Below are 22,629 nucleotides of genomic sequence, written 5' to 3'. Positions count from 1 at the left end.
AGAGGAGGACGTTTATGGCAGCGACAACCAAATATATCGCCTTGAAAACAACCGTTCCTGGTCCCAAATCAGCGGCCGTACTAGACCGCATTCCGCAAGCGACCCCAAGGGCGACATCCGTTTATGCCCCACTCGTGGTGGATCACGCCCATGGTAGCTTGTTAACCGATATTGATGGCAATACCTTCATTGACCTCACAGGGGGGGTGGGGGTTCTCAATGTGGGCCATACCCATGACAAAGTGCGAAAAGCGCTGCATGAGCAAGTGGACCGATTTTTACATACAGACTTTACGGTCGTGCCTTATGAAAGCTATGTCCGTCTTGCCGAACGTCTTAATGCCCATTTTCCCGGAGGCCATCCGGCGACGACCGTCTTCTTTAATTCCGGCGCTGAAGCGGTGGAAAACGCGGTCAAAATCGCCCGGGCGTATACACGCCGTAAGGGCATAATCGCCTTCGAACGGGCGTTTCATGGACGCACATTGATGGCGATGACGTTAACCAGCAAAGTTCATCCATATAAGGCCGGCATGGGGCCCTTTGCTCCTGAAGTCTACCGTGTGCCCTTTCCGTATCCCTACCGCTGTCCCAACCGTCATGGTGACCCCCATCATGTGTGCGATGTCTCCTGTTATGCGGCCATTGAAGAGGCGTTGACCATTCAAGTGGCACCGGAGGATGTGGCGGCCGTGATTGTTGAACCCGTGCAGGGCGAAGGGGGTTTTATCGTCCCGCCGAAAAGCTTTCTGCCGTGGTTGCGCGCTTTTACGGAAAAATATGGGATTCTATTAATCGTGGATGAAGTCCAAACGGGATTTGGCCGCACAGGTAAATTCTTTGCGACCGAGCACGCCGGCATTACCCCGGATCTGCTCACCATGGCCAAGTCAATTGCCGATGGCGTCCCATTATCGGGGGTGATGGGCAAACCGGAAGTTATGAATGGTCCGGGAGATTCCCAAATTGGCGGGACTTATGTGGGCAATCCTCTGGCCACTGCCGCGGGCAATGCAGTGTTAGATATCTTCGAAGAAGAAAACCTGTTGGACCAAGCGGTACGGCAAGGGGAGCATTTGCAAGCGCGCTTGAAAGCCATGCAAGGGCGGCACCCCGTCATAGGAGATGTACGCGGTTTAGGGGCGATGGTCGCGATGGAGCTTGTTACCGACCCTAAGACGCAAGAACCGGCTACAGAGCTCACCAACCGGGTTTTGCATAACGCGCTCAAGCGTGGCGTGATTATGCTGAAGGCGGGGATCTATGGGAACAACATTCGCTTTTTGGCTCCGCTAAATACCCCCTTGGATATGCTGGATGAAGCGTTGGACGTGCTCGAGACGGCATTGTCGGAAGAAGAGGCGCGTTAACGCCGTATGCGGAATCAGGCGCCTTGGCCTAACGAAAGGTCAAGGCGCCCACAAGTCAGGGCGAGAGAAGCACCAGGACATTGGGGAGAAAGGACATTGTACAATGGCTAATCAGGAAATAATGGAAAAGATTGAAGATTTCTATCGCCTAAAAGATACGTGGACTGAGGAAGAAGTGGATGTGGCAGACACCGTCCGCCGTTTTGTCGACCGCGAAGTCATGCCTCATGCGGGAGAATGGTGGCAGGCGGGAGAGTTTCCGCGTCACTTGATCCCTCAATTAGGAACATTAGGGGTACTGGGGCCGACACTACCAGAAGCTTATGGGGGTTCGGGTTTATCGCCCTTAGCTTATGGCGTCATGATGCAAGAATTGGAGCGGGGTGATTCAGGACTGCGTTCATTTGCCTCAGTACAAGGCGGCCTGGCGATGTACGCGATTTACCGGTATGGGACCGAAGAGCAAAAACGCACCTATTTGCCGCGAATGGCACGGGGCGAACTGATTGGGTGTTTTGGCCTCACCGAGCCCGATGCCGGATCGGATCCGGCTGCGATGACGACTCGCGCTGCGAAAGACGGGGATTTCTATGTAATCTCGGGGGCGAAGCGATGGATTACCAATGGCCATTTGGCCGACATTGCGGTCATTTGGGCTAAAGATGATGCGGGGATTGTTCGGGGCTTCATTGTCCCAACGGATGCCCCGGGTTTTCATGCCGTACCCATTCGCACGAAAGCATCGATGCGCATGTCAGCCACCTCGGAATTATATTTGGATCATGTCAAAATTCCGCAGTCGTATCAATTGCCCGACGCCCGGGGGCTAGGAGCCCCCTTAAGCTGTTTAACCCAAGCGCGCTACGGTATTGTGTGGGGGACAATCGGCGCGGCCCTTGATGCATTAACCGAGGCCGCCTTGTATGCTAAGAGTCGTGTGGCGTTTGGCAAACCCATCGCGGCGACACAGCTCGTGCAAGCCCATATTGTGGATATGGAATCACAATTAGTGACAATGCAATTGTTGGCGCGTCAACTGGGGCACTTATACGCCGATCATACCTTGCGCTATGCTCATGTCTCTTTAGCGAAACGCCATAACGCCCGCGCCGCTTTAATGATTGCGCGTCAGGCGCGTGAAATTTTGGGCGGCAATGGGATTAGCACAGAGTATCACAGTATGCGCCATGCGGCCAATTTGGAGACCGTTGACACCTATGAAGGAACGTATGAGATTCACACCTTGATTGTCGGGCGTGACCTTTTGCAAGAAGATGCGTTTTGATTGATGAGAACAAGGGCTCAGCTGAACTAAGAGAATGAGAGGGATTGTTGTGACGAACGCAATGGAACCGGGACGTCGATATCAAACCGGAAAACATTTAGAAGCCTTTATTCTGCTCTTTATTTATCAACAGCCGAGCCATGGCGGAGCGATTTTGAAACGGCTGCAAGATGAGTTGCCGCTGGTCTGGGTCATTGACAGTGGCGGCGTCTATCGTCTATTGCGTGAGTTGGAAAGCCAGGGAGCGGTGACGTCCTCTTGGGTGACGGAAGGGCAGGGCGCTCCCAAGCGCTTTTATCAAATTACGCCAGAGGGCAGGGAACGTTTGAACCAGTGGTCGCAAGAACTGCGGGTCAGGCGTAGTTCCATGGATCTTTTTCTACGGTGGTGGGACGAGGCGCGGCCAGATGATGGGGCGTCATGATTGGCCCCGCCACGTTGGAGATTATTTGCTGGGCATTTCGCGCCCCCTCTTCCACCCGGTCATGACCGGGTGGGCACAGCCTGTTCCTGGTGCTCTTTTAATTAATCGGCTCTGCCCATGACCAAGCCCCCAGAGGGAGCGTCTTGAGCTAGGAGATATACTGTACCGCAATGTCCTCGCCACTGGCTGGAAACACGGCGTCCAGTCGGTCAAGGTCAGCCGTGCTTAATTCGAGCGTCAGCGCCTTCTCATTGCTGTGAAGGTGTTCAGGATTTGCCGTTTTCGGAATCGCTATCACGTGGGGGGACCGAATTGCCCATGCGAGCGCCACCGTATAAGGGCTGGTGTGATACTGGGTTGCCAATTCGTGTAGAAGTTGATAACCCGGATGGTCTGTTCCTATTTCTTGGAGATTTTTGACTGGAGAATACGCCATGACGACTATGTTATGCGCTTGGCAATAAGGAATGACACGGGTCTCTGCCTCCCTAGCAAATAAACTGTATTCGACCTGATTGGCAATTAAAGGCACGTCTCTCAACGCATCTTGGGCTTGTTCCATAAGGGCAACAGAGAAATTACTGACCCCGACGGCTTTGACTTGGCCTTCGTGGAAAGCGTTCGCCATAGCCTGCATCGTCTCTTTCAGGGGTACGCGAGCACTGGGCCAATGTAAGAGAAATAAATCTAAGTAGGGGGTGCCTAATCGCTTAAGCGATGCCTCTAGAGAATGCCGCACCCCATCACGATCTGCATGCGTTGGCCAGACCTTGCTGACCACAAAAGCGCGTTCGCGCTGACCTCTTATGGCTTGCCCCACAATTTGCTCAGCGCCCCCGTCTGCATACATGGCCGCGGTGTCAATCACCTGCAAGCCATGAGTCAATCCTTCTTGCAAGATGGCAATTTCCTGGCTTGCGTGTTCAGGGTTTATCCCCATTTTCCACGTCCCCTGGCCTAAAGCCGCCAAGGAGCGCGCGTCGCTCGCAAAGGTCACGGTCCGCACGATGATCGTCCTCCTCAAAATGTTTACTTAATACGAGTATAGCAGAGCATCAGCGGGGAAATTCATGGTCACGACGTGGCAAGGGCAGTCGTCAATGATAAAATACGAGACAAGGCCACTTGTCGAGAGGTCTGCCGAGTATAAGAAACTGAATAGGATTGGATAACGGCTTGGAACAGAAAGGGCACAAATCCTCACCACGTGCTGCTGGGTGTGTGAAGAGCGTGGTACAGGGTGATCAAGGGTCTGGTTTGTGCAGACGGTCTCAAAGCACGAATCAGTCGGCGTGGCGTTGAATCGTCCTCCCGGTCGTGCGTTCTTCCTTTGGAAGAAATTTGCCCACAAAGGAGCTAGCATTCCTGGTCACGGGAGGACGCTACCCGAAATACCCGTTTTGGACCATTGGGCTGTTGGGTAGGCTTTTGTGTGCCAGGTTGCGTCCGATGCTGGAAGAACCATTTGCCATTATCGTCGAAGGAAAAAATGACCGCTCCCGATTGCGGGCCGTGATACCACCTGAAATCCCGATTATTCTGACCTTTGGGATTCCCAACCAAGACCGTCTCGAACGCATTCGCAAGGCGGTCAGACACCATACTGTCATTATTTTTACGGATGCGGATGCGGCAGGGCGACGGATACGACGCATCCTCCGAGAGGCTTTTCCGGATGCGATCAATGTCTACACCAAACCCGGATATAATGGAGTAGAACATACGCCCATCGACTATATTAGCGAGCGGTTTAAACGATTGGGCATCCTGGAATGTGAGTCACCATACTTTAAATGACGAGGTTGACGCGAGTGCAGCAAGGAATTTGGACGATTGCCAGTCGTAATGACTTTTTGCGGCAAAGGACAATTAAGGCGAAATCGGTTACACAAGAGGTTCTGACGGTTAGTCAGGATCTTATGGACACGTGGGATACAGTGTCCGCATACGGAATTGCCGGACCGCAAATTGGAGCCCGCCTACGAATATTCATCTGGAAAAGCACGAAAGGCCAGGATCCTGAGATCATCATCAATCCCAAAATCATTCGGGCGCGGGGAGAAGTGAAGGATTATGACGGGTGTCTGAGTGTGCCTGGTATCTATGGTCCGACCCGGCGCGCTGAATACATCGAGTTGTCGGGATGGACACAGACGGGGCAACCCTTTCGCCGGGGCTTTGAAGGTTTTGATGCGCGCATTATTCAGCATGAAGTCGACCACTTAGAAGGAGTTCTCTTTATTGACCGGATCGACTCTCTTGATGAACTCTATGTCATGGAAGAAATTCCTAGTACGAAAAAAAACGAGGAACCGACGTACGAGGAGCGTCCCCTTAACCCGGAATTGCAAGAATTCATTCGGAGTCGGAGACGGCCGATCCCGGGACATGCTTTATTGTGGTAGAGACGTCGTGCATTGACAAATGGGGGACCAGGCATGCATAAGCAGGGAGCCTTAGCGGGACAGCTTGACCGACTATGGGTTGCCGGCGCAGGGGCGTCGCGAGCGGACAGCGCAGCCGTTCAAGGCGTTGTCAGCGCCCTGAACGCGACGCTACAGCCTGATCAGGTCATTAGTGACCGTGAACGCCTATTGGCGTTTAGTTATGATGCGACCGGCGAGCGCCATTGGCCGGATGTCGTGGTGTTTGCGCAGTCGGCTCAAGAGGTCGAAACAGCGGTTCAAATCGCGGCAGCCCAAGGCGTCTATATTTTGGCAAGGGGCTCTTCGTCTAACCTGAGCGGCGGAACAACGCCTGTCCTAGGGGGCCTTATTTTGTCGTTGACGCGCATGAACCACATCCGCCATGTTGATGTCCTAAACCGTCAAGCCGTGGTCGAGCCTGGAGTGATTAATGCTGATCTGCAAGTGGCGCTTCAGTCGTGGCATTTCTTTTATCCCCCAGATCCCGCTAGTCACCGGATCTCTACATTAGGCGGCAACGTGGCCGAGAACTCGGGGGGCCCACATTGCGTGAAATACGGCGTGACCGTCAATCACATTATCCAGTTGGAAGTGGTGTTAGCCGACGGTCGCCGCCTCTTGACACCAACGGCACGCGATTACCGTGTAGGCTTGGACATCACGGGTCTTTTAACAGGGTCCGAAGGGACCATGGCCATTGTGACACAAATCACGGCGCAAATCGCCCCGCAACCTGAACAGACGGCCACGATGCTAGCGGTGTTCGCGTCGGTCGACGAGGCTTTGCACACCGTCTCTGCCATTATTGCGCACCACATCGTTCCCTCCACGCTGGAACTGTTAGATAAGAAATCGTTGGAAATTGTGGAATCGTTTGTGCACGCTGGCTATCCTGTAGATGCGGGCGCCGTCTTGTTAATTGAAGTGGACGGCCCTTCTGCCGTGGTACAGGCCCAAACGGCCGCGATTGCTGACATCGCCGCGCAAGGCGGAGCCCACGAATTCCGCATTGCCCAGAGCGCGCTAGAAGCCGACGCCCTCTGGAAAGGGCGCCGTGCTCATTATGGAGCGGCGGCTCGCATAGCGCCCCACTTATGGATTCAAGATGTGACCGTTCCAAGGCCTTTGTTGGCCGAGATGATGCGCGACGTCATTGTCATTGGACAGCACCATGGCTTTAATATTTTCTGCTCGGCCCATGCTGGCGATGGCAATCTTCACCCTATCATTACCTATGACCCGGCAAATGCCGACGAAGTGGCGCGGATGCGCCAAGCGGATCACGACATTTTAGCGGCGTGTGTCAACCGTGGGGGAGCGATCACGGGGGAGCATGGTATTGGCATTGACAAGTTGGAAAATTTGGCGCTGATGTATGGACCTCGGGAACGGCAAACGATGTCCGATCTCAAACACGCGTTTGACCCCAACGGGGTCTTGAATCCCCTCAAAGTCGTGCTACCGCCTCCTGTGCGCCCTTCAGATCCCCATTGGGAAGAACCTTCAGATCACACATGGACGCCCAACACGGCCCAAGAGGCCAGCCAGGCAGTCATGGACGCGCGCCAAGCGGGTATACAACTTAGCGTCGGAGGCTACTTTACGGGCTGGGCCATGACCGGCCGCCCCCTGACGACGCCGCTAAGCACGTCGCATTTGCGCCAGATTGTGGATTTTGATAAAGACAATTTGACGGTGGAAGTTGAGGCTGGGATGAGCGCATCGGAGCTTGCACAGTGGCTGCGGCACGAAGGGTTGCAGAGTCCGTTTCTTCCCTATAGTAGCCCCAAGACAACGGTCGGCGGGATGATTGCTGCCAACGCCAGGAACTGGCGCCACGCGTATTTGCTAGGCTGGCGGGATGTGGTATTGGGTGTGGAATGGATCGATGGGCGAGGACAGATTTTGCGTTTTGGCCGCAAAACGATGAAAAATGTGGCCGGATACGATGTAACAAAGCTTGCGATCGGCTCATGGGGTCGCTTAGGTCTTATCTCTAAGGCTATCTTGCGGTTACGGCCGCTAGCACCACAGCGCCTGCTAGGATACACGCAAAGTGATACGGTCGATCGATTACTGGACATGGCTTTGCAATTTGGAACGAGCGCTAGCCGACCCGATGGGGTGGTCATCACGCGGCTCAAGCCCGGTCAGGCGCAGTTATGGATCGCCCACGAAAGCCCAGGTGCAGAACCGATCAAGGCGTGGGTGGAGGGACAAGGGCGGGAAGCGGGCTTGACGTGGACGTGGCTGGAGGACGACGCATGGGTTTCGTGGGAAGATGAACGCACTCGGTTATGGCAACAGGCTCTACAACATGGTACCTATGCCGAAGGCGGGGTTTTGCCGACACACTTAAGCCACGTCATAAACCGCGTCGCGTTGGACCATCTGTTTATTGTGTATCCGGCCTCAGGCGCCTATGAAATCTTTGCGGGGCCCAATGACGTGCCGCTCAATCTTGAGGGGTTGAGCCGCCGAATTAGTGAGGGGCAGTATTGGCAACAACCCACGGACGGATGGGACGCTACCCAAGACCGGATCAGACACGTCTTCGATCCGGATGGCATTTTTGGACCATCAAAATCCCGCACATAAAAGGGGGATACAGCAATGCAATCAGTGGCACGCAACAGCATTTTGAGCGAAATTGACCATTGTAATAAGTGTGGCTTTTGTCTACCAGCGTGTCCCACCTATCAACTCACCGGCAGTGAGCTCCATTCCCCTCGCGGCAGGATTGCGATGGTGGAAGCCGCCACGCGTCAAGAAATTGAATGGGGCCAGGGTATTGAGGAGTCGTTGAGCTATTGTTTGTCGTGCCGCGCCTGTGAGACAGCTTGTCCATCGGGGGTGCGGTATCACCGGATTTTGGAGGCAGGGCGTACCGCGTTGGCTCAGCATCGTCCTCGTCGGCTCAGTTGGGCCACTCGCCAAATTCTCGGAACCGTCAAACATCCTAGACGGCTGCGCCGCTTAGCAGGCATTGGGCACACCTTTCGGAAATGGCCAATGCCTCGTGCCTTGCAGCCTTTGTTGCCATTGACGGGCTACCAGGCGGCAGTTGCCGAGCCGGTCTCGCCTATTCCCTCAAAGAAACCGGACGTCGCATTCTTTGAAGGATGCGTAATGTCGGCAATTTTTCCCGATGCAAACCGTGCTGCGCAAAATCTCCTGCAACGTGCGGGACTAGCAGTGGTCACGCCGCAGGGCCAAGGGTGTTGCGGCGCCTTACACCTGCATGCTGGGCAACGCGAGGAAGCCGTGGCGATGGCCAAAGCCAATATTCTCGCGTTTGAGGCGACAGGGGATGTCCTTGTTGTCAACACAGCGGGCGGATGTGGCGCGATGCTGTCCGAGTATGGAGAGCTTTTTGAACATGACGAGCAGTGGGCCACCCGAGCCCAACGGTTTAGTCAACGCGTAAGAGATTGGTCGACCGTATTGCGTCAGCAGCCGCAGGCGATACCGCTTGCTGGGTCTGGCGAACGGGTTGTATTGCAAAATTCATGCCACCTGGTCAATGTCGAGCATGCGGGAGATGATGCGGCGGCGTTAGCCAGCAGTGTGCCAGGTGATCAATTTGTCGGTTATCCCGGGCAAGACCGGTGTTGTGGATCGGCTGGCACCTATAATATTGAGCACCAAGAGTGGGCGTTGGCGATTGTAACGGCCAAGATGGCAGACATTACTGCGTTACGACCGAACCGGATCCTCGTCAATAACCCCGGTTGTCACTTGCAAATGCGGTGGGGTGCAGAACAAGCTGGAGACCACTCGGTCCAGGTTGAGCATCTTGCCACCTATTTAGAACGCGCGGCAGCGCGTGCTGCCGCATCTTCGCAGCCCACACAAGGAGGAAGTCCTGATGGCGCGCTCTAAACCCCCTGCTCATATGATTACCTGCCCCGACTTATATGGCCACGATCACGAATTTGCGCCGGAAAGCATTCGCTTCCGCCCTGCCGCGTATGGCGTGTTATGTCACAATCACCAGGTTCTGCTCTCCCAGTCGCGTTTTAGCGAAAAATGGGATTTGCCTGGGGGCGGGATAGAACCATGGGAAACGTTGGCGGACGGATTGGCCCGTGAATTCTTGGAAGAAACCGGGATTACGGTAAGTGTTCAGCGCTTTCTCGAAATGCAAGAAAACTTCATTGCGTTTTTTAGCCATCCCTATCACTCGCTCCGTTTTTATTATACGGTGAAGCTTCTGGCGCCGGACGTGACGTTGGCACCTGATGCGCATGAGCTGTTAGACCTTCGTTGGTGGCCCATTGAGGCATTACCTGCCGGACACATGAATGACTATGAGGTGCGCATTATACAGATGGCATGTCAAGAACCTGAATAAGGGCCAGACTTTCGTCAGACACTCTTGGCAGAAGGAGTGTTGGCATGTCAACCAAACTGCGTGGGGGACGAGTACGCGATGGACTGAAGGCTGGGGGACGCCGTCCCCGGCTGTCTTTAAACTTCCGGGTGTTGTTGCGTGAAGCAATTTTTGGGGTGAATGATGGATTAGTGGCCACGGTAGGGTTAGTATCAGGTGAGGCGCTCTCCCATCAATCGCATGGGTCTATAATTATTGCCGGGCTATCGTCCGTGGGAGCAGCCATGGTGTCGATGAGTGTGGGGTCGTATCTGGCGACGACATCGCAAAATGACTGGGTGCGGCAACAAATTCGCCAGCAACAAGAAGATATCGCACGGCGACCACACCAAGAAGCCGAGGAAGTTGAGGATTTATTGGAAGACATCGGAATTCCCGATCCGGTGATCCCCGATGTGCGTAAAACCATTACCGCAAGTCGACCTCGTTGGCTGAAGTTTATGGTGCGAGAGGCCTTGGGCGTTCATCCGAGTCATGAAGAAACCCCGCTTGTCAACGCGATCACGATGGCTGTGGCTGTTGTGGTCGGATCAAGCCCCCCAATCATTCCTTTTTTGCTACCCATCTCAACCATTTGGGCACGTGATTTGGCGTGGGCTCTCTCGATTATGGCTGCGCTCGTGGTTGGTGCGTTAAAAGGAAAATTTACCGGGAGTGCGCTATGGAAGAGCAGTTTGCAATTTGCGATTTTAGCATCATTGTCGGCAACCGTTGGTGCTGCGATTGGGTGGGCCTTAGGGCTGTTGGGCGCTTAATAGGGAGCGGCGGTTCGGGGGTCACTTGGCACCGTTACAACGCAGCTAAGTGATTCAAAATCATGATAATCGCGATCATGCTCACAGACCCCGCTAACATGCTAGAGACAGCACGCGGCCAGCTCACGCCATATAACTGATGGACAGCCCGAATGCCTAAAATCACTAAAATGGCTCCAGCCAAATACACGAGGCCAGATATAGGAATCCAACTGATGAGCGTTAAGACAATCAGCCAACCGGAATAGACAATGGCTTGAACCCGAATGGTATCTACGGCATAGGAGCGGCGACCAGGTTCGGTGCGGTTCAAGACCCAGACAATGACCCATGTTAGTCCATAATAAAACAAAAATGCGATAAAGAGCGTGTTAATGACAGCACTTAACATGAACATCACGTGAAATCCAATAAAGGCCACCACGCGCAGGGCCGCCAATATGCCCGCGACAATGGCATTGCTCCACAGCATCCGGTCAGTCCACGGTCCTTGGCTTGCGACCTGAAAGGGGTTGCGCAAAAAGTAGTGCCAGTAATCCAAGAAATCGTCCCATTCCCGCGGCTGTCGGCGGGCTTTACGTTGATAGAGCTTCTCCATATGGCGCTTGCGACTATGGTCTTTAAAAGAGATTGGCTTCTTGGACACGGTCGGCTCCTTTCTGGCACGGAACGGGGTATCACTTGGTGATGTAATCATACCAAAATTCTGCGTAAAATTCTAACCACTCTCAAAGAGGCATTGGTCTGGCAGGAAGTGGAATGGCCTAACATGACGTCCCCGACACAAGACAATCCATGATATCATTATCTCAACTTTATTGCGTTGGGAGGATTATCATGCCATTGGCGTATTTTCATCACCGGTTTTTGCCGCTTGAAGAGGCTACCGTGTCCATTGCCACTCATGGACTGAATTATGGCACGGGATGTTTTGAGGGCATTCGTGCCTACCACAATCGCGAACAGGACAAATTGTACATTTTTCGGTTGCGGGAACACTATGAGCGCTTTGCACGGTCATGCCAAATTATGCGTATTGACCCAGGCCATAGTGTGGACGAGATGATGGAGCGCACGGTCCAGCTTCTGGCTCAACAAAACTTTCATGAAGATGTTTATATTAGGCCCTTGGCATTTAAAGCGGATCCCGTCATTAAAGTCACGTTGGAAGGCATTCGCGATGAATTTGGCGTGTTCGCGGTTCCTTTGGGAGACTATCTACCGACTTCAGGCATTCATGTCGCGGTCTCGTCATGGCGCCGGCTAGAAGACAACGCCATTCCGTCGCGGGCTAAAGTTACGGGATCTTACGTCAATACCGCTTTGGCGGTCACCGATGCGCATCTGGCCGGATTTGATGATGCGATCTTTCTTACGGAGGCTGGTCATGTAGCTGAAGGGAGTGCCGCCAACTTTTTTATGGTCCGCGAGGGCATGTTAATTACGCCGGATATTAGTGAAAATATTTTGGAAGGCATTACCCGTCAAACCATTATGCAGCTCGCCCACGACTTGGGCATACCGGCGGCGAGTCGCACAATCGACCGATCGGAACTTTATGTTGCCGATGAGTTATTTTTAGTGGGCACGGGTGTGCAAATTTCTCCCATTACGCGTATTGATCACCGGATGGTTGGAGACGGCACCATAGGCAAAATTACGCAGCAGTTGCAATCCTTGTACAACCAAGTGGTGCGTGGCGAAAGCGACGCCTACCGGTCATGGTTGACCCCTATTGATTAACGCGAGGTTTTGTCATCAAACAGAACGACCTTTACGCCAAGAGGGGAGATGGTGAAAATGACGGATGAAATGATGCGCGAATTATTAGAGCAGAGCCATACCGTAGCCGTAGTCGGATTATCTCCCAAGCCCGACCGCGCCAGCTATCAGGTCGCTCAATATTTGCAAAACCACGGATACCGCATCGTGCCGGTCTATCCGCGTGAAGAGACCATTTTAGGGGAGCGCGTTTATGCCCGGTTAGAAGATATTCCGTTTCCTGTAGATGTGGTCGATGTCTTTCGTAAAGCGGAAGATACGCCGCCTGTTGCCGAGAGTGCGGTGCGCATTGGTGCTAAGGCCTTATGGCTGCAATTGGGCATTGCCAACGAGGTCGCGCGCAGCATCGCGGAAGCCGCGGGCTTAGCGGTCGTGGAAGACCACTGTATAAAAATTGAACACCAAAGACTGTTGGGATAAGAGACCGACTGCGGTCGAGTCTAGCGCCGAGAGGAGGAAGGTCTAATTTCTTGGATGTGTGTCCCGGACGTGAAACCGTGGGCACCAAATCGCGCCATCAAGGCAAATTAGACCGTGGACAATGACGGCAACGAAAAATCGTGAACGCACGATTGATGTGGTCCAAGAGATCTTAATGCGAGCAGAAGCATCGCCGGTAATCGAAGAGACCATCGCATTTCCGGACGGCCAGGAATGGTGGGCAGCGCCTAGGGCATTGTCACGCGATCTTGGCGCGTTCAAGGTAGGTGTGAGTCAACGGGGATCGGTCGAGCGGGTCGGGTACCGACTGGACAAAGGGTTGAGCCCGGAAGCGCGAGCGTACAATGTGCCAACTCGCTTTATCATGTATGAGCCTTGGCCCTTTATGGCGCTAAGTCACGATGGGGAATTCCGTGAAACATTCTTTTCATTGGTCGGTCAATTGCCCGTGCATTTATGGGTATCGGTCACCAATGGCTTAGTGCCTGGCTTTACACCGCTCGTAGGACCCTTTAAACATGCGTTTCATTGGCGTATTCACGAACACGGCCAATTGGAATTGGCCGAACCGGTCTTTGACATGGGGGTAGTGGGAGGCGTCGCGCAATCTACGTCAGTACCAGACGTTTTGCACTATCTCGAGACGCTGCCTGAGTGGCGTTGGTACTGGGTGTCGCTGTTCTTTGGACTGGAAGGCGATGATATTACCCGGCCGAATCTGGAGCGTTTGGTGACGCCCTTTTTGCGGTGGTGGCAATAACGCCACAATCTACCGCTCGAAAGTTCCACGATGCTGGCGTTATACTCTAACCATCATCATTAGTAGAACCAAGGGCAACGTTTAAGGCCTAGAAGGATGTGTTCTCGTCGCTTTCTTACGCCAAAGTTAATCACAAGACAACAATTATTCCGAGCCTACGACCCCAGTGGGGAATTCTTGCCGCCATTGAGGTCGTGGCTTTTTTGGCCCGGTTCATTGGTTTAGGGGCGTATCATGGACTCATTTATGATGAGTATTATTACGTGACGGCCGCTGATGTATTGCTTCACCGCAAGCCTCCCGTACTTGTTCCGCACCTAGTCTATGGCATTGATCCAAATTTGTTGTCGGCTCCACCGTTCGCTAAGGAAGTCATTGCAGCCTCGATTTGGCTCTTTGGCAATCACCCATGGGCTTGGCGGTTGCCTGGTGCCTTCCTAGGGTCGTTGGTGCCGCTTGTTATTTATTTGTTCGCGATGGCGCTTTTTGATAACCGCTGGACCGCTGGCATTGCTGCCGCATTGAGCGCGGTGGATGGCCTTATGGTCAGCACCAGTCGTGTGGCCTTGCTCGATTCCATTGCTTTTCCTTTCGTGGTTTTCAATTTATATTGGTTGTGGACCATTTGGGCACGCATACGCCAAGACGCAAGTGTGTCCCGTGTCACCTTGTGGGGATTTGGGATCAGCTTGGGTTTGGGATTTTCGGCTAAGTGGATTGGAGCGCAAACGATTTTAATGGCATGGATTGTGTTGGCATGGTCATGGCGCCATGTTCAGCGATCCCCACGCCGCTTATTGATCGCCTTGTCGATGACCATTATTCCGTTGGTGACCTATTTTCTTACGTATGCCTACGCCTTTCCTAGTGGTTTTCATCAGACATGGTTGCCGCGTAATGTGTTTGAGGCATGGGGCAAATTGCAGTGGCTGATTCTCAAAAATATGTGGACGTTACGCTTTTACCACCCGTGGACAGCTAATGCGTGGACCTGGATGCTCTTACCTCGACCCACCGCGTATTTGTGGATCACCCAAGCGCACGCCACGATTCGTCTCTTAGCCTTTTCCAATCCTTTGGTTATTTGGTTGGGATTGCTGGGACTGATGATGCTCGTGGTGCAAGATATTCGTCAGCACAGGACGCGGCCGGTGACTATCTTTTTCGTCGTGTGGCTCTTCGTCTTTTATGGCACATGGCTATTAACGCCCCGGTCGAAGTTTAATTATTATTTTTTGTCCATGATGCCTATGCTGATTATGGCCCTGGCGTCGGGGTTGATGGCCCTATGGCAGCTCCGTACACGGTTTGCCCGTGTGGGGTCTCTTCTGATTATTGGAGCCTTAGGGAGCTCTACGGCCTATCTTTTCCCCTTATGGGTGGGACTGGCCATGCCTACGGGATTCTACCATCGTATAATTTGGTCGCCCACATGGAATGCCAAGCCCAAACCCGTGTCCCATGTGCCCGTGCCTACCTCGGTATCATCTTTTGCGGCCTTTGGCCGTTGGTCCACGTCCGTGTCGGTACCCTCGACTTGGACGGCGTTTGAGGCGGGTGCCACGCATGACACGGCGTGGACATGGCCCAAGTCTGAGCCTTTAGCCACGGGGTATGTGTTACATCTGAATGGCGCAGTGGTTGATCAACCGGCTGTCGTGGGGCATGATGCCTACGCAGGATCCAATGGGGGCGCGGTGGTCGCGTGGAATTTGCAAACCGGCAAACGCTTGTGGTCTGATGTTGTCCCCAATATGGTGATGACCACACCGCTTGTGACCAAATCCCGCGTGATTGTGGGGTTAGGGAATAATGCATTTCGAGAATTTTCATCACGGCAAGGATGGATTCGAGGCTCAGGAACAAATGGTGTCATGGCCTTGAGTCGAGCTACAGGGAAAGAACTGTGGTTCACCCCCACGCACGGTGAGGACATGCCGACTCCGGTCATACAAGACGGCGTAGTCTATGAAGTGACGGGCGGGGGACGCCTAATTGCGCTAAATGCCAACAATGGGCACCTAATGTGGTCTCTGTTTTTAGGGGGCTTTGACAGCATGTCCTCGCCCGTTATCGTGGGTCATATTCTTTATGTTGCCACGAATGTTTATATGAAATCCTATCCTGCTACGCGTTCGACCGTGTGGGCCATTAATGTCGCGACACGCCACATTGTGTGGGCCAAAAATATTCCGGTGGCAAGCGGGCTGTCGGATTGCAGTCCGATCGTCGTAAAGGGGATATTGTATATTGCAGGCGTCCCTCGTATAGTGAATGTAACCGGAGGCCGAACATGGCTTGACAATCGATTGTTTGCACTCAATGCGCGTAGTGGGCGGATTTTGTGGTCCACGATTACCGGAGGCGGCTATTTAGGACTAGACCAAGAAGAAGAAGGGATTCCCTTTGTGCATGGGGGACTAGTCTTTATCGGAAACCCTGCGGCAAAGACCCTGCGGGCATACAATGCGGTCACGGGCCGTCTGGTCTGGGCACGGTCTTTGCCCGCGAGTCTGACCGCGAACCCCGTGGCCAGTGGTCCGTACTTATGGATAGGGCTGCATAATGGCGTGGTTATGGAAATGCAGGCCTCATCAGGGACGATTGTCCGTAGCCAACAACTGGGGCTTGGTCCGATTGGCCCGGCGGCGCCGATCATCTTTCCCCGTGGCTTTTTGATGGCGACGTTGTCCGGCAATATTGGTATGGTTCCGTTCGCGTTCGGGCAGTAAATCCAAAAAGGAGATGGCACGATGCTGACGAGGAGATGGACAACATTAGAACGGCAACGGCCGCGGCTAAAATGGGTCAAATGGGGAGAAATCGTGGGGGTCTTGCTAACAGCCGGCGGATTGGTGGGAAGCGGAACGTTATGGTTGGGCATTTTCCTGATCATTGGGTTTGGCTACTACGGCTATCACATACTATCCAAGCCGCATGACTGAGACACGGTTGTAGGCTTCTAAAGGATGAGGAACGGTTATGGCGACCACAGACCATTCGCCATCGCTGATCCCTGCAAAATCCCTTTACGGGTTCGGATTTGCGATGGCGTTGATTGCGGCTGTCTTTTGGGGCCTTTCGGCGGTAGCTGCACAAAAACTCTTTGATTCCGCGCATTTAAGTGCCGGATGGCTCGTGAGTGTGCGCATGGGTATTGCGGGAGTCAGCATTCTCGCAGTCGTATGGCGCCAAAAAGGGTGGCGTTACGTCGTGGCGCCATTACTCGACGCACGGGCTCGCATGCGCCTGTTGATCTTTGCGGTATTTGGCTTATGGCTGGTGCAATATGCCTATATGGCGGCCATCCGTGACGGCAACGCGGCGGCCGCCACGTTATTGCAATATACAGCGCCCGCTTTCATCATCTTGTACGTGGCGCTGGCTTCTAAAACTATGCCCGCCTGGCGGCAAATGGTGGCTGTGGGACTGTCGTTGGGCGGGACCTGGCTGCTCGTATCCAATGGCCAATTTGGCATGTTGCGCCTCTCATTCGGAGGATTGAGTTGGGGCATCACGTCGGCGATAGCGTTAGCCTTCTATACGTTGTATCCTGGCTCTTTATTGCGCGAATGGGGTTCCACGCGTATTGTGGGGTGGGGCATGATCGGCGGTGCCATCTTGTCTGAGGCGGTGGCCCCGGTATGGTCTCCCAACGCTCCTTGGTGGTCGCTTTCTGACATTCTGCTCATCGCTTTTGTGGTACTCCTCGGAACGTTAGCAGCATTTTGGTTGTACTTAGCGAGTCTTCGCAATATTTCTCCGGCCATAGCGAGTGTGGTGGCCAGTGCCGAACCTTTGGTGGCGACGGCGGGGTCGGTTCTATGGCTAGGGGTCACCCTTCGCGGCTTTCAAGATTTAGGCGCGGTGTCGATTATTGCGGCGGTGCTTCTTTTGGCATGGCGGTCGCGGCGTGTCGAAGAATCTCCGCAATAAATATCATCTTATCCTTTTGTGCGCCACATATTGTGGTATTATAATGCAGCTAGTACTACATAAAGGGGTTTTGAAATATGCGTTGTCCGGTGTGTCAGTATCCTGACAGCAAGGTGCTTGATTCACGGCCTGCGAATGAGGGGCGTGAAATACGCCGGAGACGTGAATGTTTGCAGTGCCACCAGCGGTTTACGTCTTACGAGCGGATCGAAGAGGCACCGATATGGGTGGTAAAAAAAGATGGGCAGCGAGAATCGTTCAATCGTGCCAAAATTTTACGAGGGATGCTCACTGCGTGCGAAAAACGTCCGATAACCTTGGAGCAACTAGAACAAGTCGCAGAGGCAGTAGAACGGGAAGTACGCGATCAGCACACAGGGGAAGTGTCTTCCCAACATATTGGGCAATTAGTGATGAATCGGCTGCAAGTGGTCGATCAGGTCGCCTATGTCCGCTTTGCGTCTGTATACCGCCAGTTCACAGATATTGAAGGCTTTCGCCAAGAATTGGAGCGCCTTATCCATCCGCATCATAATCAGGAGGGTTAACATTTGGAATTGTCTCATGGATTTTCGTCCGAATTGAGCTGGAAAATATTTCTAGACCGCTATACCGTAAAGGATCCGACCCGCAGTTTTGTCGTGGGGGACTTGGCCATTGCGCTGGTGGAACCGCATCCGAAGTGGCCCAAGAAAGATATTGGCATTGTGCGCGACATCTTGCCCGATGGGTATTTGTCCATTGAGTTGCTCACGGGACCAGCCAAAGGAGACCTCATTGAACGAAAGATTGCTGACTGCGACCGGCCTTTGGAGCGCAGCATTTATGAAGTCGCTCAACGTATTGCACAAGGCGTGGCGCAAGTCGAGCCAGAAGCGGTCCGGGCGCAAACAGAACAAGCTTTTGCCCAGGAAATCGCCGCTTTGCGCTTTATTCCTGGCGGCCGCATCTGGGCCGGCGCTGGAACCGAACAGCAACTGACATATTTTAACTGCTATGTGATTCCCTGCCCGCGGGATAGTCGCGAAGGCATTGTCGAGACCTTAGGGCAAATGATTGAAATTATGAGCCGGGGCGGTGGCGTCGGTATCAATATCTCATCTTTGCGCCCGTCACGCGCTGCGGTTCGGGGTGTCAATGGGCGTTCCTCTGGGGCGGTATCTTGGATGGATCTCTATTCGCGGGCAACAGGGCTTGTCGAGCAAGGCGGGTCGCGCCGCGGCGCATTGATGCTGCAAATTGAAGATTGGCATCCCGATTTATGGCGCTTTATCGAAGTTAAAAAGACGCCCGGTATGGTGGAAAATGCTAACATTAGTGTCCGCATCTCGGATGCGTTTATGGCTGCAGTTAAAGCCGACGAGGATTGGCAATTGGTATTTCCGGATACGACGGATCCCGATTATGATACGATGTGGGATGGCAATTTAGAAACATGGAAAAAAGCAGGCAAACCGATTGTTTTATACGAGACCGTGAAGGCTCGCAAGATTTGGCGTGAAATCATTCAAGGCGCATGGCAAGCAGCAGAGCCAGGCATTGTCTTTGACGAACGCCACGAAAAGGATTCCAATAGCTGGTACTTTAATCCGTTGATTAGCACCAATCCTTGTGCAGAACAACCGCTACCCGCTTGGGGTGTGTGTACTCTCGGACACGTCAATCTTGCCGCGTTTTATGATCCCAAGGCCCACGATGTCGACTGGACAGGTTTGCGTGAATCTGTTCGGGTGGGCACACGTTTTCTTGACGATATCGTCGATGCCACGCCCTACTTTTTTCAACAAAATTACGACAACCAACAAAAGGAACGACGCATCGGCTTGGGCACAATGGGACTGGGCGAACTCTTGATTCGTTTGGGACTACGCTACGGCAGCCCGGAATCCTTGGAATTCATTGAGAAGTTGTACCGATTTATTGCGGTGGAAGCGTATTCCTACGACGTGGAGTTGGCGCGTGAAAAAGGGGCCTTTCCGGCATTTGATCCCGATTTGTATCTTCAAAGCGGTTTTATCAAGCGCCTGCCTGACGACCTGCGTCACGCTATCCATGAGCACGGCGTGCGCAATGTCACCATTTTAACCCAGGCCCCCACGGGCACTGTGGGTACGATGGTCGGCACTAGTACAGGCATTGAACCCTATTATGCCCTGACGTACTTTAGGCAATCGCGCTTGGGGTTTGATGAGCAATATGTGCCGGTGGCCGCGGAGTGGAAAGCTGCGCATCCGGGCGAAGAGTTGCCGTCTTATTTCGTCGGAGCCATGGACCTAACCCCCGAAGAGCATGTCTACGTCCAAGCGGCGATCCAGAAGTGGACAGACTCCAGTATTTCCAAGACGGCCAACGCGCCGAGTACCTATACGGTTGAAGATACGGAACGGTTGTATGAATTGGCTTATGACCTCGGATGCAAGGGGGTCACGATTTATCGCGATCAAAGCCGTAGTGAGCAAGTGTTGCACTTAGCAGAAGAGAAGACACCCCAGGACTCCGAGTCCGCGACCATATCGTGGGGAACAACTCCTAACGCGGAGGCCGAAGTGTACCCGGTGCCGTCCTTAATTCATGGGAGGACATACCGCAAGGAGACCCCCGCAGGGACAGCGCGCGTCGTGATTAATGAAGTGGATGACAATCCTTTTGAAGTGTTTATGCTTTTGGGACGAGCTGGGTCTGAAGTGCAGTCGTTTATGGAGTCGTTAGGGCGTGTCATTAGTCTGTACTTACGTTCGAGTGGCAACCTAAGCCCAAGACGACGCCTAGAATTGGTGGCCGAGCAACTCAAGGGTATTGGGGGTGCCAACCAAATGGGATTTGGGCCTGGGCGGGTGCTCAGTGTGGTGGACGCCATCGGTCAGCTATTGGAATCTCACCTCCGCAATGAGGCCATAGAAGTGGCGGCGGCGCATACCGGAGAGGGGACTCCTGCTCGGACTGTAGAGCCGGAAGGCCGCCATACCTCCTTGCACCTTGATTTGTGTCCGATGTGTGACGCTCCAACCTTAGTTTACGAGGAAGGCTGTCAGCATTGCCAGTCGTGTGGCTATTCCAAATGTTAGTCTCGAATCTCGCCATTGTGCCATGGTAATTAATCCAAGGCCTCTTTCGCACCGATGGGTGAATAGGTCGAACCCGCTATACGCAGCAACCCTCACAGTTATGAAAGTGAGGGTTGCTGCGGTTTTCTACCAAAATGAGTGCGCTTTTAGGCGAAACATTCTCTCGGGGAAAACTCCCTTGCTCGTCGCGGGGACAGGGCTAGACTATCGTCGATAAACTCGGCTGTCGGGAATTGGTCATTTAACCCAGACTTTTCACCTATCTGTAGAGTGGCTCGTTTCAGGTTGATTAGCACAGTTCTCGAGGTGAAGATTTTAGCACAAGGGGTGGGGCCCGGTCACCTTTTAGGTTACTAACGTCCCTGTTTGTGCGGTGAGGATTGCCTAACCTCCAACTATTGTTGTATCCAAGCGTAGTTGTATCCAAGCGTACACGAGGAATTGCTATAATCGACCTATCGCAAGGAGGCTGAACGATGATTCGAACGTGGAAGGGACCCCCAGGATTTGGGCGTTTCGGGTGGGCTGCGGTTCAGATTGGATTGTCGGGCTGGATGGTTCAAGTCGGACTGTTTGTCATGCTCGTAATGCTCCATTCTGCCGCAGTGATGGCCGCCGTGATTTTGGTGGCTACCCTGCCGTCACTCCTCCTAGCGCCCGTGGTTGGTGCCTGGCTCGATCGGCATGATGTGCCCGGTTTAGCCGCCACCGCTTCGGTTGGTCAAGCACTCCTGCTGCCCTTCATTGGCATACTGCTGACGCACCATATCATTATGATGACGGGCCTTTACGCACTATATAATGTTTTGGGTAGTGCCGGGACGACAGGTCGCCAACAGTTGCGGTACCGCGTGACGCCACCGGCCCAATGGGCCGACGTGAATGCTCGTCTGGGGAGTATCACTGGGATGACCACGATTGTCGGCGCCCTCCTCGGGGGGACCGTGGCTCTTTGGGGGCTCATGACCCTTCTCATCCTGGCAGCCATTCTCCGCCTGCTTTCCGGCGGGCTGCTCGCATCACTTGTTCTGCTGGCCCGGGCTCGTCCGGTCGAGTACCCGCCCGAGCCGCACCAATCTTTCGGCCGCACTGTACACAGCGGCTTTCGGGCACTGCGGGACTTTCCCGCAGCGTCCAGCGTGCTCATCGTCGGAATCGCTTGGGGACTAATTGGGGGCAGCTATGATGTGCTCCTCACCGATTACGGCGTGCGGATATTGCATGGGGGCGGATGGGGTGTCAGTAGCTTATATATCACGGACGGCGCAGGGGTCTTACTTGGAACACTCGTGGCACGATGGATCTGCCCCCGTTGGCGTCCCCATGCCTATGGTTTGGCTTACTTATTACAAGGGCTGTTCTGGACTTTGTTCGCGGTCAGTCACACATGGAACATCGCGCTTCCATGGCTCCTCGTTATGCGGATGGCCAGCGGTCTCATTATCGCATGGGATACGATGCTCCTATTGGAGACCGTACCTCCGCAGCTTCACAGTCGAGTTTACAGTTTACACAATGCTACATACGGCACCGTTGGCAAGCTTTCTTTGGCGCTCACAGCACTGTTCATGGCGTGGGTTGGCCCGGAAGGCATTGCCGTGATCGCTGGTGTGGGTTCCATGCTGGTGGGCACAACATGGTGGGTGGTGGTTGGGCGGAGATGGCCACCCTCCGGAGTCACGACCACGGAAGCCAGCCAGATTCCACCGCAAAATCCATCGGATGCCCACAACTCGTCCTCTCCACACGCGGCTAATCTCTACCCGCCTTCATCACATGCGTCCCAGTCGGCCAGGCTTTGGGTTGATTGTGGCCGGTCCACTGGCAGCAGCGCTGGAGGCGGATTCCGTGTGCGCGGGTTATTAGCCGTCGCGCCCCTCTGATAGAAGCTTCCAGAGGGGTCAGCTCCATGCCCGCATCGCCGGTATCCGGCACGATGCCCTGTACAAGCTCACGCCTGACCTCACGCGGCGGTTTTACACCCTCGTCATC

The 22,629-nt window shown here is 53.8% G+C and carries 20 protein-coding genes; 18 read left to right on the top strand and 2 right to left on the bottom strand.

The window, feature by feature from the left end:
- Positions 1-14: 14 nt before the first annotated feature.
- The 3 genes from gabT (at position 15) to CO251_RS16210 (ending at position 3,079) form a co-directional block, all read left to right on the top strand.
- The gene (gabT, locus tag CO251_RS16220) at positions 15-1,370 is read left to right on the top strand and encodes a 4-aminobutyrate--2-oxoglutarate transaminase (protein WP_103376853.1); all 1,356 of its coding nucleotides are present in this window, start codon (positions 15-17) and stop codon (positions 1,368-1,370) included.
- Between the two features lie 103 nt (positions 1,371-1,473).
- A complete protein-coding gene (locus CO251_RS16215; protein WP_242968658.1) occupies positions 1,474-2,655 on the top strand; it encodes an acyl-CoA dehydrogenase family protein in 1,182 nt (393 codons plus the stop codon).
- Positions 2,656-2,704: 49 nt separating this feature from the next.
- Positions 2,705-3,079: a PadR family transcriptional regulator gene (locus tag CO251_RS16210; protein ID WP_242968657.1), complete on the top strand. Its 375-nt coding sequence runs from the start codon at positions 2,705-2,707 to the stop codon at positions 3,077-3,079.
- 148 nt (positions 3,080-3,227) lie between these two features.
- On the opposite strand, the gene CO251_RS16205 is transcribed toward CO251_RS16210, so the two are convergent.
- The gene (locus tag CO251_RS16205) at positions 3,228-4,085 is read right to left on the bottom strand and encodes an aldo/keto reductase (RefSeq protein ID WP_242968656.1); all 858 of its coding nucleotides are present in this window, start codon (positions 4,083-4,085) and stop codon (positions 3,228-3,230) included.
- A gap of 443 nt (positions 4,086-4,528) precedes the next feature.
- Here CO251_RS16205 and CO251_RS16200 point away from each other — a divergent pair, with 443 nt between their 5' ends.
- Genes CO251_RS16200 through CO251_RS16175 form a run of 6 tightly spaced genes read left to right on the top strand, consistent with a single transcriptional unit; the run spans position 4,529 to position 10,653 of the window.
- Positions 4,529-4,876, top strand: a complete 348-nt coding sequence (locus tag CO251_RS16200) for a toprim domain-containing protein (protein ID WP_103376852.1) — start codon at positions 4,529-4,531, stop codon at positions 4,874-4,876.
- A gap of 14 nt (positions 4,877-4,890) precedes the next feature.
- On the top strand, positions 4,891-5,484 hold the full coding sequence (def, locus tag CO251_RS16195; protein ID WP_103376851.1) for a peptide deformylase: 594 nt from the start codon (positions 4,891-4,893) through the stop codon (positions 5,482-5,484).
- 33 nt (positions 5,485-5,517) lie between these two features.
- Entirely contained in the window at positions 5,518-8,103 is a 2,586-nt protein-coding gene (locus CO251_RS16190) for an FAD-binding oxidoreductase (RefSeq protein ID WP_103376850.1), read from the top strand.
- Positions 8,104-8,118: 15 nt separating this feature from the next.
- Complete coding sequence (locus tag CO251_RS16185) at positions 8,119-9,387, top strand: (Fe-S)-binding protein (protein WP_103376849.1); 1,269 nt, start codon at positions 8,119-8,121, stop codon at positions 9,385-9,387.
- Complete coding sequence (locus tag CO251_RS16180; protein ID WP_103376848.1) at positions 9,374-9,859, top strand: NUDIX hydrolase; 486 nt, start codon at positions 9,374-9,376, stop codon at positions 9,857-9,859. Before CO251_RS16185 ends, CO251_RS16180 begins: the two co-directional genes overlap by 14 nt.
- 44 nt (positions 9,860-9,903) lie before the next feature.
- Positions 9,904-10,653 (top strand): VIT1/CCC1 transporter family protein, encoded by a 750-nt coding sequence (locus CO251_RS16175; protein ID WP_103376847.1) that lies wholly within the window; start codon positions 9,904-9,906, stop codon positions 10,651-10,653.
- A gap of 34 nt (positions 10,654-10,687) precedes the next feature.
- On the opposite strand, the gene CO251_RS16170 is transcribed toward CO251_RS16175, so the two are convergent.
- Positions 10,688-11,299 (bottom strand): hypothetical protein, encoded by a 612-nt coding sequence (locus tag CO251_RS16170; RefSeq protein ID WP_103376846.1) that lies wholly within the window; start codon positions 11,297-11,299, stop codon positions 10,688-10,690.
- 191 nt (positions 11,300-11,490) lie between these two features.
- Between CO251_RS16170 and CO251_RS16165 the strand changes: the two genes are divergently transcribed.
- The 9 genes from CO251_RS16165 to CO251_RS16125 all read left to right on the top strand — a co-directional run bounded on the left by CO251_RS16165 (position 11,491) and on the right by CO251_RS16125 (position 22,520).
- Complete coding sequence (locus tag CO251_RS16165; RefSeq protein WP_103376845.1) at positions 11,491-12,396, top strand: branched-chain amino acid transaminase; 906 nt, start codon at positions 11,491-11,493, stop codon at positions 12,394-12,396.
- A gap of 57 nt (positions 12,397-12,453) precedes the next feature.
- Complete coding sequence (locus CO251_RS16160; protein WP_103376996.1) at positions 12,454-12,855, top strand: CoA-binding protein; 402 nt, start codon at positions 12,454-12,456, stop codon at positions 12,853-12,855.
- 121 nt (positions 12,856-12,976) lie between these two features.
- On the top strand, positions 12,977-13,636 hold the full coding sequence (locus CO251_RS16155; protein ID WP_103376844.1) for a hypothetical protein: 660 nt from the start codon (positions 12,977-12,979) through the stop codon (positions 13,634-13,636).
- Between the two features lie 98 nt (positions 13,637-13,734).
- Complete coding sequence (locus CO251_RS16150; RefSeq protein WP_103376843.1) at positions 13,735-16,368, top strand: PQQ-binding-like beta-propeller repeat protein; 2,634 nt, start codon at positions 13,735-13,737, stop codon at positions 16,366-16,368.
- Between the two features lie 21 nt (positions 16,369-16,389).
- Positions 16,390-16,581 (top strand): hypothetical protein, encoded by a 192-nt coding sequence (locus CO251_RS16145; RefSeq protein WP_103376842.1) that lies wholly within the window; start codon positions 16,390-16,392, stop codon positions 16,579-16,581.
- Between the two features lie 37 nt (positions 16,582-16,618).
- On the top strand, positions 16,619-17,572 hold the full coding sequence (locus tag CO251_RS16140) for a DMT family transporter (RefSeq protein WP_103376841.1): 954 nt from the start codon (positions 16,619-16,621) through the stop codon (positions 17,570-17,572).
- A 77-nt stretch (positions 17,573-17,649) separates the two neighbouring features.
- Positions 17,650-18,120: a transcriptional regulator NrdR gene (gene nrdR, locus CO251_RS16135; protein ID WP_103376840.1), complete on the top strand. Its 471-nt coding sequence runs from the start codon at positions 17,650-17,652 to the stop codon at positions 18,118-18,120.
- A gap of 3 nt (positions 18,121-18,123) precedes the next feature.
- Entirely contained in the window at positions 18,124-20,637 is a 2,514-nt protein-coding gene (locus CO251_RS16130) for an adenosylcobalamin-dependent ribonucleoside-diphosphate reductase (protein WP_103376839.1), read from the top strand.
- Positions 20,638-21,113: 476 nt separating this feature from the next.
- Positions 21,114-22,520 carry an MFS transporter gene (locus CO251_RS16125; RefSeq protein WP_103376838.1) on the top strand — a complete coding sequence of 469 codons (1,407 nt, stop codon included), beginning with the start codon at positions 21,114-21,116 and terminating at the stop codon, positions 22,518-22,520.
- Positions 22,521-22,629: the final 109 nt, after the last annotated feature.

Origin of the sequence: Sulfobacillus sp. hq2 (assembly GCF_002903155.1) — a bacterium.
In the GTDB taxonomy this organism is placed as follows: domain Bacteria; phylum Bacillota; class Sulfobacillia; order Sulfobacillales; family Sulfobacillaceae; genus Sulfobacillus; species Sulfobacillus thermotolerans.
Note: the sequence above shows the minus strand (reverse complement) of the source record. Positions and strands in the feature narration are given on the sequence as shown.

Excerpts from the sequence above, each read along its gene's own strand:
- nrdR (WP_103376840.1), top strand. The coding sequence starts at position 17,650 with ATGCGTTGTCCGGTGTGTCAGTATCCTGACAGCAAGGTGCTTGATTCA.
- CO251_RS16180 (WP_103376848.1), top strand. The coding sequence starts at position 9,374 with ATGGCGCGCTCTAAACCCCCTGCTCATATGATTACCTGCCCCGACTTA.
- CO251_RS16215 (WP_242968658.1), top strand. The coding sequence starts at position 1,474 with ATGGCTAATCAGGAAATAATGGAAAAGATTGAAGATTTCTATCGCCTA.
- CO251_RS16175 (WP_103376847.1), top strand. The coding sequence starts at position 9,904 with ATGTCAACCAAACTGCGTGGGGGACGAGTACGCGATGGACTGAAGGCT.
- CO251_RS16185 (WP_103376849.1), top strand. The coding sequence starts at position 8,119 with ATGCAATCAGTGGCACGCAACAGCATTTTGAGCGAAATTGACCATTGT.
- CO251_RS16155 (WP_103376844.1), top strand. The coding sequence starts at position 12,977 with ATGACGGCAACGAAAAATCGTGAACGCACGATTGATGTGGTCCAAGAG.
- CO251_RS16145 (WP_103376842.1), top strand. The coding sequence starts at position 16,390 with ATGCTGACGAGGAGATGGACAACATTAGAACGGCAACGGCCGCGGCTA.
- CO251_RS16200 (WP_103376852.1), top strand. The coding sequence starts at position 4,529 with ATGCTGGAAGAACCATTTGCCATTATCGTCGAAGGAAAAAATGACCGC.
- CO251_RS16165 (WP_103376845.1), top strand. The coding sequence starts at position 11,491 with ATGCCATTGGCGTATTTTCATCACCGGTTTTTGCCGCTTGAAGAGGCT.
- CO251_RS16125 (WP_103376838.1), top strand. The coding sequence starts at position 21,114 with ATGATTCGAACGTGGAAGGGACCCCCAGGATTTGGGCGTTTCGGGTGG.
- gabT (WP_103376853.1), top strand. The coding sequence starts at position 15 with ATGGCAGCGACAACCAAATATATCGCCTTGAAAACAACCGTTCCTGGT.
- CO251_RS16160 (WP_103376996.1), top strand. The coding sequence starts at position 12,454 with ATGACGGATGAAATGATGCGCGAATTATTAGAGCAGAGCCATACCGTA.
- CO251_RS16140 (WP_103376841.1), top strand. The coding sequence starts at position 16,619 with ATGGCGACCACAGACCATTCGCCATCGCTGATCCCTGCAAAATCCCTT.
- CO251_RS16190 (WP_103376850.1), top strand. The coding sequence starts at position 5,518 with ATGCATAAGCAGGGAGCCTTAGCGGGACAGCTTGACCGACTATGGGTT.